Genomic DNA, 14,163 nt, shown 5'->3' on the forward strand with positions numbered 1-14,163 from the left:
GTAATAATTAAATTATAATAAGATTAACATTTAACTTTCTCAAGTACTTCTTATAGATTTTTTAATTTAAATTAAAAAAGGCCGAATTTTCATCGACCTGATTTGTAGTATATTCACTGTTTAATCTAGCAATTGTTTAAGCTTTTGATCTTGGCCTATCACTTTGGCAAATTCAGCTACAGTTTTTTGTCCTGTTTGTTTGGCATTGACATCACAATCTACACTTTTCAACTGTTTGGCAATTGACCACTCTAATTTAAAAATCGCGCCCATTAAGGCTGTATTGCCTTTGTTGTCACGTAAGCAACGATCTGCACCTTGATTTAATAAACTGGTGACAATGTCTTGATGACCATAATAGGTGGCCATCATCAGCGCGGTATAACCATCTTTATTTCTAACATCAACAGGAAAACCATGCTTTAAAAATTCATGAATGACTTCATGATTCCCCGTACGCGCCGCAGCAAAGAATAAATCAATCACTTCTTGTTGCGCTGCTGGTGAAGCAGGTTGAGAGGTTTGTGCTAGCGTTTGTCCTACAGCCAAGCCTAAAGCTACAGTCAGCAGCATGCTTTTTAAAAATTTCATGATCGTTCCTATAGATAACTTGAGTGATAAAACAAAAACAAGTGCCTGTAAAACTCCCCTAGGGTGCAGGAAAGGAATTGAGTTTTACAGGACTTTTCGGAGGTGATTGCCTATGTGGCGCCCCAATCACCAATCTTTAGACCAATCGAAATTAGTCTTTTAAAGCCGCAGCTTTTGCTTTAACTGTAGCGAGGTTACCGTTGACTGCTTTAGTCATACGTGTACCGTAGTCTGCATCTGCTTTGTAGAAGTAAGACAACATAATGTGTTTGGTTTCTGAATCCTTCACGTTACTAAGGTCAGCTGCCAAGTTCATGATTAAGTCGTCTTTCTCTTTAGCAGAGTATGAACGATACAATTCACCTGCTTGTTTGAAGTTTTGCTCCTTCACACCACGTTGTTGCACTGTGCCTGACAGTGGCGTTTCAACCGCACGCGCTTTTGGCGTAGATGGTTTTGGCTCAATACGGCTTGGTTCGTAGTTCACGTTAGATGAAGTCGCACCCACATTCATGTAGCCATCTTGGTTATTGTTATTCACATTCACCAATGGACGGTTCACTGGAATTTGCTGGTGGTTGGCACCTAAACGGTACATTTGTGTATCTGAGTAAGAGAAGATACGGCCTTGAAGTAGACGGTCTTCTGATGGCTCGATACCTGGAACCAAGTTACCTGGAGCCAATGCCACTTGTTCGGTTTCTTGGAAGAAGTTTTTCGGCATACGGTTAAGCGTTAACGTACCGACTTTGGTTTCTGGAACTAGGTTCGTTGGCCAGATTTTTGTTGGATCTAGTGGATCAAACTCAAACTTGCCTAGATCTTTAGGATCTAACACTTGGATATAAAGATCCCATTTCGGGAAATTACCCGCGTTGATGTTTTTGTAAAGATCGTTAGTTAAGTGGTTGAAGTCTTTACCTTGTAACTCAGCCGCTTCTTTTACGTTTAGACCTTTCACGCCTTGTTTCGAGCGGAAGTTGAACTTCACGTATTTGTATTCACCTTTGGCGTTATACAATTTGAATGCATGCACACCAAAACCATCTTGTTCGCGGTAGCTGGTTGGCACACCTTGGTTACCATACACATAAGTCAACATGTTAGTTGCCCATGGCTGGCTCGACAAGAAATCAAATACGCGGTTGGCGTCTTGAACGTTGTCAATTGGACTTGGTTTCATTGCATGGATGAAATCTGGGAATTTGATGGCATCACGGATAAAGAAGACAGGCGTTTGGTTACCAACTAAGTCCCAGTTACCTTCTTGGGTATAGAACTTGATGGCAAAACCATGTGGGTCACGTAAAGTTTCAGGCGAGTGTTTACCATGAATCACTGTAGAGAAGCGCAAGAATACAGGTGTTTTTGTCCCTGCTTTAAATAGTGAAGCGATGGTTAAATCAGATAAGTCTTTTGTTGCGACAAACTCACCATATGCACCAGTACCGCGTGCGTGTACAACACGCTCAGGAATACGCTCACGGCCAAAACGTTGAAGTTTTTGGATTAATTGTACGTCTTGAAGTAATACAGAACCATTTGGACCTGCGGTGATTGAATTTTGGTTATCACCAACTGGCGCACCATTATCTTTAGTTAATGGCGCAGCTTGTGTGCCAGCAGTCACTGCTGCAAGCATCGCGACGAGCAAAGAACGCTTAAACATGAATGTCATCTCTCAATAAATACCTTTCCTGCACGGCATAAGGTACTAAAATTTAAGTTAGAGGTAAAAATGATAATTTTTATCAGCTTCATCGTTTTCTTAAATGCAAAATAAATTGCGAAATCAAGTTTTTATCAAAATTTTAAAGACTAATATTTTTTATCATTAGGGGCGATTATGAGCTTTTGCTACAATGATGCTCAAGTTGAGAAGTATATGATTTTGGTTGAATTATGCGCGCATTATTACAGCGAGTTTTAGAAGCAAAAGTCGTGGTAGACGGTGAAATCACCGGCCAAATTGAACATGGGATTGTGGTTTTTTTAGGCTTAGGTAAAGATGATAATTTAGATAAAGGCAAAAAGCTGATTGATAAAATTCTAAAGTATCGTTTTTTTGATGACGAACAAGGCAAAATGGGCTGGAATGTGAGTCAAGCGGGTGGCGGTTTATTGTTGGTGTCACAATTTACCTTAATGGCACACACCCAAAAAGGCTTACGACCAGACTTTGGCCCTGCAATGCCACCAAACGACGCTAAAGCGCTTTATGAACAATTGGTGGCTTATGCACAAAGCCAATTCACAAATGTACAAACCGGTATTTTTGCTGCCGATATGAAAGTACATTTGGTTAATGATGGGCCAGTGACCTTTAATCTAGAAATCGAATAAATTTAAACATCAAGCCCGCAATTGCGGGCTATTGTTTAACGACCAATTTTTTCTTTAATCAAACGACGGACGTGTTTGTATTTACTTTTGAACTGTTTAGGAACAACTAACTGCGCTGCGCGATTTAGCCAAACCAATAAACTAAAATCACCTTCCATTTTAATCGAGCCATTTTGTACCCCAGTCATAATCGCCGACGTATCACCTTTAAGTAAGGTTTTTACTGCTTGTTCACTGCTTTCAAATTGCAAGACAAAATCTGCTGCTTCTGCACGTCCTGAAACGGTAGAAATCTCACCATGATTCACCACAATTTGACGTGCCATGCCATTGTCTGTCGCAATCTCTAAACGAAATTGGCGTTCTTGAATCAGCTCAATAAACTTTGGATTACCACGTGACATTTGCTTCATACGTAGTACTAATCCAGCAACAAGCAGATCTAATGGATCGGTACTGACATCAACAAGCGGTAACTTCACCACAGGAAGGGTTGGAAATTTCATCTAAGCAGCCTATTTTTAATTGTTTATAAATTACGCATGCTAGCACAATTGTAAAAAAGTTCTGTATAACAAGCGCTAATCTCATATTTTTCGTGTTTAAAAGATGCCTTAACTGGAAGCATCTTTTAAATCTTGCGCAAAATAGCCCTGCTGTTGGTCCTCGTAAACAGGGGTATGTTCCTTATAAATCGGACTGGGCTTAACCTGCTGCTGTACTTTGCGATCTTCACGCCACAGCAAAGCCACTATAGCAACTGCCAACATTGCTATACCTAAGATATAACCCAGTGTACTTGGCAGATTCAACCACCACATTAAGCATAAAGTCAGCGCCTCAATACACAATGCCACCAAGACCAACAATAAGTAACGTCGATCTGTGGTGCAAAAATACAGTACTACAGCGCTTGCCAATAACAGCATAATTATCATCATGACCTCCTCGACCAAGGTTGACACGTTGGTCTGGGGTCATTATGCGTAATTCAACGCTAAAAAAAATCTAAAAAAAGCATTGCTACGACACAATCTGTCGTCAAAAAAAATGCAACCAGAAGGCTGCATTTTTTACTCATTGTATCTAACTTAAAGGGCATGAATTTCTTGAGCATGAATGCCGAGTAAGTAAAGCACACCATCTAAGCCAACATTAGAAATGGCCTGTTGTGCAGTTTGGCGCACCAAAGGTTTCGCATGGTAAGCCACGCCTAAGCCTGCTAAGCCGAGCATTGGCAAGTCGTTGGCACCATCACCTACAGCCACAGTCTGCTCAAGGCTAAGGCCCATTTGTTCAGCAATTTTACCTAAGAATAATGCTTTACGTGCACCATCCATAATATCGCCTGTGACTTCACCAGTCACTCGGCCATCTTGAATATCTAAAACATTGGCATGTACTTCATCTAGGCCTAACTTGGCTTGTAGGTATTCAGCAAAATACTGGAAACCACCGGATAAGATTGCGGTACGATAACCCTTGGCTTTTAAAGTTGAAATTAAGTGTGCTGCGCCTTCATTAATAGTCAGGCGCTCAGCAATACTGGCCAGTACAGAAGCATCCATACCTTTTAATAATGCCACGCGCGCACGGAAGCTAGCTTGGAAATCAAGCTCGCCTTGCATAGCACGTTCTGTAATTTCAGCAACTTTTTCGCCTACATCTGCTTCTTTTGCCAATTCATCAATGACTTCTTGACCAATTAAGGTTGAATCCATATCAAAACAGATTAAACCACGGGGTTGGCAATACACTGCGCTGGTTTGCAAGGCAATATCAATCTGACGTTGCTGTGACAAAGCTAAGATGGCTTGACGGGTGAGTTGTGCATCTGCCAATTGACCAGTTAATGTCAATTGTACACACGCGCGTGCTGCTAGATTTTCTTGGGCTACAGATACAGGAAGACCCGTCAAACGGGCCTTATTTTTAATCGTTAAACCTTGTTCAGCAAGCAATTGAGAAACAGCGTCTACATCAGCAGTAGTTACTTCTGGTGCTAATACGGTGACAATATAGTGTGCGTTTTGTACTTCACTTAGCCACTGTTCAGAGGGGATTAGAGACATGGTTTTAAAGCTCACAGTTAGGTCTATTTCATGTGCTAGATTAGAATTTCTCATCACCAAGTGCTTGGTCATTCGATTTTCTAGAGCGACTATAATGCTTAAATTCAGTGATTTGTAAATAACAGTTTATCGAAGAGTAAGAATTTGTCAGTAATGAGCGGACAATCACTATCTGAATCGAGTAAACTGAGGCAGTTGGACGGACCCTAACAATGATAAAAGAATGATTTCTCGCATGAATTACTCGGGTCTAACAGACAACTGTTGTTACAATCATCATCGAAATTGAATCGAATTGCCTTGGAAGTTTACCTTGAATGCGCCTAGACAAGGGCTATTTGCTAGCCTACTCATTGTAAGTTTTGCCCTACACACCTTTCTATTGGTGTTAGCCACAACTCATCAGCTCAATGAAAACCGTGCCAATCAGGGTCAGCTGATGACCAGTCAATTGGTCACAGACAGCTTAACTGAGCTTGAACCTGCCAATACCGTATCATTGGCCTTGCTTGCTAATCGCTATGCAACCAATCCAAGTGTTGCTTCGATTCGTATTTTAGATGCTAATCAACAAGTTCTAGCCACAGGTGGTTTATCCAAAACCCGTGATGGTCAGGTTTTTGTACGCGATGCGCTACAAAATGAGAAGAAGGTCGGCAGCATTGAAATCACTTTAATTCAGCCAAGTATGGGCGAAATTTTACGTAATCAGTGGCTGGCGATTTTAGCTTCACTGCTGGTACATGCGCTGTTGTGGTTTATTTATCGTGCGATTGCGCGTCCAAGCCGCAAAGAGTATTTAGAGCGCATTAATAATGAAGCGCGCTTAAAACACGAATTGCAAAGCTTAAGCCAAGCCTTAGAGCAGGAAAAACATAATACAGCTTTAGCCCTAGCCCAAGTGAACAGCCAAACACCTAATAAAGCCAAATCCAAAGAAGTGCGTTCTTTAGCCCTAGATCATTCTGCTGTAGCGTTGAGTATTCAATTTTATGATCCAAAACAATTACTCAATTCGGTGAGCCCGACTGTTGCTGTACCCTATTTTAATTTATGCCAATTGTTTTTAAATAAAAGTATTGATTTGTGTTTACAACACTACAAGCTCAATAGCCCTGATATCACGCTTTTACAAAGTTTTAATGAACACGGCGCTGTGCTGAGTGTTTCTTCTGAGAAAATAGATGCAGTTAAATGCTTGGTGATGATTAGTAACGTGTTCCAGTTATTATCAGAAGTATTGTATAAGCGCTACCGTGAAGATAAACGCTTTGTGTTACAAACCCGTACTGCTTTGTCGACGGCAGTGGCATCTATGCATCTGTCAGCCCCACAAGCCGCAGAACGTTTGGTACAGCAATTGGTTGCCAAAGAAAGCGCCTTACAGTTGGCCAATGAATTACTAAAAGAATTGAGTGACCATTATGAATTAGTGGCACTGCCTAATCCAAGTAATGCCCTGACTCGTCATGCCTTTATGATTAGCGGCATGGATGCAGAAACTGCTCAAATTGCCCAAGATATTCGCAGCGAAATCTTAAAGAGCAAGCAGTCGAGTGGTGCTTAAATAAAAGGGATGCACTGCATCCCTTTTTTATATTCATGATTTAGTTGTGTTTGCGACTAGCCCAATAGGTGGCCAATGCCGGACCCGAAATATTGTGCCATAAGCTAAAAATAGCACTAGGTAGCGCAGTCATAGGGGAAGCAGCAAAATGTACAGCAGCCAGGGCTACACCCAAACCTGAATTTTGCATACCCACTTCAATTGCCACAGCTTTACTGTCAGCATAAGGTAGTTTTAATACACGACTGATCCAAAAACCAATTAAATAGCCCAAACCATTATGTAATATCACCACGCCTAAAATCAGTAAACCTGATTCCAAAATCTGTCCTTTACTCCCAGCAATAATCGCCGCCACAATTGCCACAATCGCCACTACAGAAATCAGCGGCATGGCGGGCATATAGTATTGAATCTTTTGTTTTAAAATTGCCCGCACCACCAATCCTAAAATAATCGGCAATAACACTACTTGTAAAATCGAAGTCAGCATTGACAGTGCGTTAATTTCAATCCACTGGCTTGCCAACAGATAAAAAATTGCAGGTGTGAGTAGTGGTGCTAATAAGGTCGAAACCGAAGTACAAGCCACCGACAGCGCAGTATTACCCTTGGCCATATAAGTAATCACATTTGAGGCTGTCCCGCCTGGACAACACCCTACCAAGATCACGCCAATGGCAATTTCTGGCGGCAAGCTAAAGAGCTTACAGAGAAGGAATGCCAAACCTGGCATGATTATAAATTGAGCAGCCACTCCAATTGCCACCGCTTTGGGATTTTGCAACACGCTTTTAAAGTCATCTAGCGTCATGGTCATGCCCATACCAAACATAATGATACCGAGCATCCATGGAATATAGCTTTTGAGCCAGATAAAGCTATTGGGACTGAGCATGGCTAGCCCCGCAAATAACAACACCCAAAGTGCAAAGCTTTTTTGCACTATATTAGAAAATCTTAAAAATCCATTCATAGCTGTTGACCTAGGCTCAATTGACTCGCCACGTCAGCAGCTTGAATACGCTTTACTCCAGCGTGCTGCATCGCTTGCCATGCCTGTTGTAATGAACCGTTTAAATCAATCGCTTGGCAAGCATCTTCAATCACATATGTGTTAAAACCTAACTCCGCACTATCTATAGCGCTCCAAGCTACACAAAAATCTGTGGCAATTCCAACTACAAATACCTGCTCAATTCCTCGCTCTTTTAAGTAACTGGCAAGGCCCGTTTTAGTTTGACGATCTGCCTCTTGAAAAGCAGAGTAGCTATCAATCTGCGCATTAAATCCTTTACGGATAATCAACTGAGCATGTTGAATATTGAGATCGGGATGCAACTCTGCATCGTGTGTGCCTTGTACGCAGTGACTCGGCCATAACACTTGAGTGCCATAATCTAACTCAATGTGTTGATAGGCTTGCTTACCCGCATGATTTTCGGCAAAAGAGATATGATTGTGCGGATGCCAATCTTGGGTCAGCACCACATTGCTAAATTGCTGGGCCAGTTGATTAATGATCGGAATAATGTGATCGGCTTGCGCCACAGCTAAGTTGCCACCCGGAGTAAAGCCATTTTGTACATCGACAACCAACAATACGCTGTTGTGGTTCATGTCAGATCCCTTGCAATTGATGTTTGCCAAAATGTAGCTGATCTAAGGGTAAACACGCTATCAATTTTTTAGGCAAAAAAATAGCCCACATCGCTGTGAGCTATATCAAGGTTGAAAGCTTTTAAACTTTTGCTGAAACCTGTTGCGGTTGCATGCGTTTAACTAAGATCAACATAAAGATCGCTGAAATCACGATACATGGAATAGCGGCTGAGATAACACCCGCTGCACCAAAACCTGCTACCAATAATTGCCCCGCAATTGCAGGCCCAAGCATTGCGCCAACACGACCTACTGCAGAAGCTACACCCACACCTGTAGCACGTACTTCAGTTGGGTAAACGATACCACCAAAAGCGTACAATACACCTTGGCAACCAATCACAAACGCGCCAACCAAGGCAGAAGCTAAATACATTTGCGTTAAAGCATTGGCTGCATTTAGCGCAAATAAACCCGCTAAAATACCGCCGTACATCAGTAAAATTACGTAGGCTTTTTTCCAACGATCAGTCAGCATACCTAAGATAATAGTACCAATCGTTGCACTAACCATGAAGTAGAACTGTGCTGTAGCACCTTCTTGACGAGTAAAGCCAAGCTCAGTAAACAGTGATGGCAACCAGCTTAGCATGATGTAAACCACCATCAGGGTAAAGAAGTAGCTCACCCAAATTAAGCAGGTACGTAAACGGTTTTCAGTATTAAATAAATCTTTAAAAGATGCTTGTGGCTGCGCTTGAGTGGCAGTTTTGTCTTGCGCTTTTAAGAATTCTTTAGATTCAGGTAATAACCACATCATGATTGGAATCACAATAATCGGTAATAAACCACCCAAATAGAAAATGTTTTTCCAGTCTGAACCAAACTCTGTAGTTGCAATTAGAGACAAGATGGCTGCACCTACTGGCATACCGCAGTACATCAAACCTACCGCACGACCACGATTTTGTGGCGTTACCGCTTCAGATGCTAGCGTAATCAGAATTGGCATTGCTGCACCTAAACCTGCACCCGCTAAGAAACGCACGGCCAATAAGCTGTTAAAGCTATTTACCCACACTGTGCAGAGCGTAAATACAGCAAAGATTGCAGTCGATAGAATTAAAACCTTTTTACGTCCAATCCGATCTGCAAGTCGACCACCGACTAGTGCGCCGGGCAGTAGACCCAAAATCCCTGCACTAAAAAATACACCGAGTTGAGAGCTATTCAAGCCAAAGCTTTCGCGAATTCCTGCTGCAGCAATACCTGCAGCCTGAATATCTAGCCCTTCAATTACGGCAATAAGGAAACAAATCGCCACGGTAATCACCGCATGTTTGTTATCTGATCTTTGCATTGGATACTCCTTAATTGCAATCAGTGGCCAACTTACGTGCGCCATCATGGCGAAGACTGCAAGCGGATACGAGCTATCAATAAGTGTAAGATCCCAGCAAATTTATCTTGTATATTCACTCATTTATTGGAAATTTATCGTTTTTATGAATTTCTTATATAGTCTTAAAAGCAATTAATCTGGGCAAAAAATTAAGCAGCGATTCCAAGCAATTTAGTCTGTTTTGTTTAAGACAGCGCTATAGCTAGCTTAAATCTAAAAAAAGTTTAAGAGTTAAAATCAATTATTAAGAAAGATTAAACAGCGATTTAGGGTTTATTGATAAAGATCAATATATATATTTTTAATATCTATATTGATCTTTATTTCGTCTTAAAAACAGATTAAAATTGCCGCTACGCTGCTCCTAGCAAGCGTTACAGCTATTTTTGCCGTTATCATCAAGTAATAAATATTGTGAAAATCCCTAGTTTTTCCACAAAATTTGCTTTAATTTGATGGGGTCAAACAAGCACACTCTTTTAATTTGTAGAAAAACTCGTTTTTTCTTTCGCTTTAGACATTGTTTTTATCACCGATGAAAAAAGTATATTGTTCTTATGCGTTTCATCAGTCATAATTTAGCTAAGTAAGCCACTCGTTCAAAAAAGAACGTTGATTTACTTAGAAATCACAAATAAATCCATCCAAATTCATGTTTTTCTAACCGTACTCGGATGGACAAATAGGATATTTTTGCAAATGACTCAGCAAGCACAGACCATTCAGGGTTCAATTGTCGCAATCGTCACCCCTATGTTTGAAGATGGCAGCGTAGATTGGAAGGGTCTTGAGAAGCTCGTTGAGTGGCACATTGAACAAGGTACCAATAGTATCGTTGCAGTGGGTACAACGGGCGAAGCCTCTACGCTTAGCATGGCGGAACACACACAAGTGATCAAAGAAATCATTCGTGTTGCCAATAAACGCATTCCTATTATTGCCGGCACTGGCGCCAATTCAACACACGAAGCGATTCAACTGACCAAAGAAGCCAAAGAGCTTGGTGCAGATGCCGCTTTACTGGTAACACCTTATTATAACAAACCAACCCAAGAAGGTTTATATCAACACTATAAGGCAGTTGCTGAAGCAGTTGACCTACCCCAAATTCTGTATAACGTGCCAGGTCGTACTGGAGTAGATATGCAGAATGACACAGTGATTCGTCTTGCTGATCTACCACAAATTGTGGGGATTAAAGACGCCACAGGTGATGTCGCTCGCGGTGCAGAATTAATCGCTGGTTTACAAGGTAAAAATATGACCGTGTACTCAGGTGATGATGCAACAGCGTATCAACTGTTTGAAAAAGGCGCTCGTGGTAATATTTCAGTGACTGCCAATATTGCCCCTCAAGCCATGAGTGAAATCTGCGCAGCAGCTTTAAATGGTGAACATGCACAGGCTGCAGCTTTAAATGCTAAAATTGCAAATCTTCACAATATTTTATTTTGTGAATCGAACCCAATTCCTGTGAAATGGGCACTTCATGAAATGGGTCTAGTAGAAGCAGGTATCCGTTTACCTCTTACACCACTAGCTCAAGCATATCGCGCACCACTTCGTGAAGCACTTAAAGAAGTGGGCCTCATTTAATAAGAGCAAATTATGATGCAATTACGTTTTGGTTTTATTCTTGCACTTTCTGCGATCAGCTTAACAGGCTGTAGTTCAGTTGCGATTAAAAATGGTTCATTAGACTATAAAGAAGCGACAGAGCTCAATGCCTTGCAATATCCTGAAGGTTCAATGGTACGACCTGCAACGCCGTTGTATCCTGCTCCAGCGGTAGACCCTTTAGCATTAGAGCATGCACCTGTACTGACCAATGCTAAAGGCAATCGCTTTGCCCTTCCTCGCCCACAGTCAGCGCAGCCTACCAACACAACAGTAACTGCAACTACACCACGCCCAAGCCCACTTGTTGATGGAAATCAAAATCCATTGCTTAAAATGGAAGGCGAAGCAAGCGAGATTTGGCAATATACCCTTGCCACTTTAAGCAGCCTTAACTATAGCGTGGTCAATCAAAGCAAAGACCGTTATGAAGTGAGTATTAAAGTCGATGGACAAACTTTGTTACTTAAACTCAGCTCTCTTGGTTCAACGCAAACACTGGCTGTGTTCAATGCCGATAGCAGTTTTGCCGATAAAGACGTTGCGGCTCAGTTGTTAACTCAAATTTACCAAAATTGGCCAGCCTAGTCGGATTGTCTAGGCTTTTTTTTTGCAAGTAAAAGGTTCCCCCTCATGTTAAAACAAACCTTGCTCTATACTGGTAAAGCTAAATCTGTTTATGAAACAGATAGTGCAGATCATTTAGTATTAGTCTTCCGCGATGATGCTTCGGCATTCAATGGTGAAAAGATTGAACAGCTCGCGCGTAAAGGTAAGGTGAACAACCGTTTTAACGCCTTTATCATGGAAAAACTTGCTGCTGCCGGCATTGAAACTCACTTTGAAAAACTTCTAACTCCAACTGAAGTTTTAGTGAAAAAGTTAGACATGATCCCTGTGGAATGTGTAATTCGTAACTATGCAGCAGGTTCTCTATGCCGTCGTTTAGGCGTAGAAGAAGGTAAAGAGTTAACTCCACCAACTTTCGAATTGTTCTTTAAAGACGATGCGCTTGGCGATCCAATGGTGAATGAATCACAAGCCATTGCATTGGGTTGGGCAACTGCAGAACAACTTGCACGCATGAAAGAACTGACTTATCAAGTCAATGAAGTACTTAAAGCATTATTTGCTGAAGGCAATATGCTACTTGTAGACTTTAAACTTGAATTTGGTGTGTTCCACGACCGTATTGTTCTTGGTGATGAATTCTCTCCAGACGGCTGCCGTTTATGGGACAAAGACACCAAGAAAAAATTAGATAAAGACCGTTTCCGTCAAGGCCTAGGCGGTGTGGTTGAAGCTTATGAAGAAGTTGCAACTCGTATTGGTATCGACTTATCTGACATCTAATTATTAAGTTTTACTAAAAAAACCGAAGCTTTGGCTTCGGTTTTTTTGATTATAAAAACACCGTTCCTGGCTGATAACCAACATACTTACCATATAAAATCGCAATCCATAAACAGATCACAAAAAGTAAAATTAAACGCGTTATCACACTAAAACAGGACATACCTGTGCGGTTCTTGGACATCCGTGTCACCTAAGTTTTCTATTGTTGTTGTTCTTCGCTCCAGCGGCGCTGTTGCAAACGCTCTGCTTCTACTTCACGTTTATTACGTGCTGATTGATATAACTTAGTGCCTTTTAACTCAGGCGGCAAATAGTCCTGTGTGACAAAATGTTCAGGGTAGTCATGCGGATATAAATAATTGATGCCATAACCTTCATCTTGCATCAGTTTGGTTGGTGCATTGCGCAAATGCAACGGCACAGCTAAGTTTGCAGTTTTTTCAGCTAACTCCATCGCACGATTAATCGCTAAATAGGTACTATTACTTTTCGCACTGGTGGCTAAATAGACCACAGTTTGGCCTAAAATAATTCTGGCTTCAGGCATACCAATGACCTGCACCGAACGGAAACACTCACCGGCCAATAACAATGCATTTGGATTAGAGTTACCAATATCTTCGGATGCGGCAATCAACATACGACGGGCAATAAACACAGGGTCTTCACCGCCTTTTAACATACGCGCAAGCCAATACAGACTCGCATCAGGATCACTCCCCCGAATCGACTTAATTAAGGCGGACACCAAATCGTAATGCTGCTCACCCGACTTATCATAACGGGCAATATTTTGCTGGGCGACGCGAATCACTACAGCATTATCAATTATATTTTCAACATCAGGCTCAAAAGTGCTAGCAATCAAATCCAGTAAATTTAATGCCTTACGTGCATCACCTGCAGCAAATTGAATCAGGGCATCCAATTCCCCGATTTTAATCAAACGCTGTTTTAGAAACTCATCACAACGAATGGCATGACGTAACAAGTTTTCAATAGCTGTGTCATCTAAACTATTTAACCGGTATACCTGACAGCGCGACAATAATGCATTATTCACTTCAAAAGACGGATTTTCGGTAGTTGCACCAATTAAGGTAATCTTACCTTTTTCAACCGCGCCCAAAAGTGCATCTTGTTGTGACTTATTAAAACGATGAATCTCATCAATAAACACCACAGGAGTGCTTAAATCATTACTATCAGCAATGACTTCTCTTAATTCTTTAACCCCAGTATTTAGAGCAGATAAACTAATAAAAGGACGATCTACTGCTTGAGCCAACAACAAAGCAATGGTGGTTTTACCCACTCCGGGTGGGCCCCAAAAAATAATTGAAGGTAAATGCCCCTGATCAATCATTTGTCTTAGTGGCGCATGCTCAGCGAGTAAATGATCCTGTCCAATAATTTGCGACAAATCACGTGGTCTTAAGCGTTCAGGTAAAGGAATAATATGGTCAGACATAGCAATATTGTTGTAGTAGACTTAAGCTAAAGTCTACTATGTTAGCTCAATACATAGCTATAAATTACATTGCGCATAAATCAGATAAACACTTTAATTTTATGATCATAAAATAAGATTTTTTTTGTTAGCTATACGTAAA

13 protein-coding genes and 1 pseudogene are annotated in these 14,163 nt (G+C 41.2%); 5 read left to right on the forward strand and 9 right to left on the reverse strand.

What is annotated here, in order from left to right:
- Positions 1–120: 120 nt before the first annotated feature.
- Together AC5YCD_RS11600 and AC5YCD_RS11605 are read right to left on the reverse strand one after the other, a co-directional pair.
- Positions 121–591, reverse strand: a complete 471-nt coding sequence (locus tag AC5YCD_RS11600; RefSeq protein ID WP_496130178.1) for an ankyrin repeat domain-containing protein — start codon at positions 589–591, stop codon at positions 121–123.
- A gap of 151 nt (positions 592–742) precedes the next feature.
- Complete coding sequence (locus tag AC5YCD_RS11605) at positions 743–2,260, reverse strand: catalase (RefSeq protein WP_496130179.1); 1,518 nt, start codon at positions 2,258–2,260, stop codon at positions 743–745.
- Between the two features lie 233 nt (positions 2,261–2,493).
- Here AC5YCD_RS11605 and dtd point away from each other — a divergent pair, with 233 nt between their 5' ends.
- Positions 2,494–2,934 carry a D-aminoacyl-tRNA deacylase gene (gene dtd, locus AC5YCD_RS11610; RefSeq protein ID WP_496130180.1) on the forward strand — a complete coding sequence of 147 codons (441 nt, stop codon included), beginning with the start codon at positions 2,494–2,496 and terminating at the stop codon, positions 2,932–2,934.
- Positions 2,935–2,969: 35 nt separating this feature from the next.
- Here dtd and AC5YCD_RS11615 read toward each other — a convergent pair whose 3' ends face one another.
- The 3 genes and pseudogenes from AC5YCD_RS11615 to serB all read right to left on the reverse strand — a co-directional run bounded on the left by AC5YCD_RS11615 (position 2,970) and on the right by serB (position 5,243).
- Positions 2,970–3,440 (reverse strand): SCP-2 sterol transfer family protein, encoded by a 471-nt coding sequence (locus tag AC5YCD_RS11615; protein ID WP_496130181.1) that lies wholly within the window; start codon positions 3,438–3,440, stop codon positions 2,970–2,972.
- Positions 3,441–3,548: 108 nt separating this feature from the next.
- Positions 3,549–3,875: a hypothetical protein gene (locus tag AC5YCD_RS11620; RefSeq protein WP_496130182.1), complete on the reverse strand. Its 327-nt coding sequence runs from the start codon at positions 3,873–3,875 to the stop codon at positions 3,549–3,551.
- A gap of 150 nt (positions 3,876–4,025) precedes the next feature.
- Positions 4,026–5,243 (reverse strand): annotated as a pseudogene (serB, locus tag AC5YCD_RS11625) (phosphoserine phosphatase SerB).
- 58 nt (positions 5,244–5,301) lie between these two features.
- On the opposite strand from serB, the gene AC5YCD_RS11630 reads away from it, so the two are divergent.
- A complete protein-coding gene (locus AC5YCD_RS11630; RefSeq protein WP_496130183.1) occupies positions 5,302–6,573 on the forward strand; it encodes a hypothetical protein in 1,272 nt (423 codons plus the stop codon).
- A gap of 40 nt (positions 6,574–6,613) precedes the next feature.
- Here the strand turns inward: AC5YCD_RS11630 and AC5YCD_RS11635 are convergent, their stop codons facing one another.
- From AC5YCD_RS11635 to mhpT, 3 genes are all read right to left on the reverse strand, one after another.
- Complete coding sequence (locus tag AC5YCD_RS11635) at positions 6,614–7,549, reverse strand: bile acid:sodium symporter family protein (RefSeq protein WP_496130184.1); 936 nt, start codon at positions 7,547–7,549, stop codon at positions 6,614–6,616.
- Positions 7,546–8,193 (reverse strand): bifunctional nicotinamidase/pyrazinamidase, encoded by a 648-nt coding sequence (pncA, locus tag AC5YCD_RS11640; RefSeq protein WP_496130185.1) that lies wholly within the window; start codon positions 8,191–8,193, stop codon positions 7,546–7,548. Before pncA ends, AC5YCD_RS11635 begins: the two co-directional genes overlap by 4 nt.
- Positions 8,194–8,314: 121 nt before the next feature.
- Complete coding sequence (mhpT, locus tag AC5YCD_RS11645; protein WP_496130225.1) at positions 8,315–9,580, reverse strand: 3-(3-hydroxy-phenyl)propionate transporter MhpT; 1,266 nt, start codon at positions 9,578–9,580, stop codon at positions 8,315–8,317.
- 696 nt (positions 9,581–10,276) lie between these two features.
- On the opposite strand from mhpT, the gene dapA reads away from it, so the two are divergent.
- Genes dapA through purC form a run of 3 tightly spaced genes read left to right on the forward strand, consistent with a single transcriptional unit; the run spans position 10,277 to position 12,547 of the window.
- Complete coding sequence (gene dapA / locus AC5YCD_RS11650; protein WP_496130186.1) at positions 10,277–11,173, forward strand: 4-hydroxy-tetrahydrodipicolinate synthase; 897 nt, start codon at positions 10,277–10,279, stop codon at positions 11,171–11,173.
- 15 nt (positions 11,174–11,188) lie between these two features.
- Positions 11,189–11,782 carry a lipoprotein-34 precursor (NlpB) gene (locus AC5YCD_RS11655; RefSeq protein ID WP_496130226.1) on the forward strand — a complete coding sequence of 198 codons (594 nt, stop codon included), beginning with the start codon at positions 11,189–11,191 and terminating at the stop codon, positions 11,780–11,782.
- Between the two features lie 45 nt (positions 11,783–11,827).
- Complete coding sequence (gene purC / locus AC5YCD_RS11660; protein WP_496130187.1) at positions 11,828–12,547, forward strand: phosphoribosylaminoimidazolesuccinocarboxamide synthase; 720 nt, start codon at positions 11,828–11,830, stop codon at positions 12,545–12,547.
- 202 nt (positions 12,548–12,749) lie between these two features.
- Here purC and AC5YCD_RS11665 read toward each other — a convergent pair whose 3' ends face one another.
- On the reverse strand, positions 12,750–14,021 hold the full coding sequence (locus AC5YCD_RS11665; protein ID WP_496130188.1) for a replication-associated recombination protein A: 1,272 nt from the start codon (positions 14,019–14,021) through the stop codon (positions 12,750–12,752).
- Between the last annotated feature and the right edge of the window lie 142 nt (positions 14,022–14,163).

The organism is Acinetobacter sp. CY05 (genome assembly GCF_059515805.1).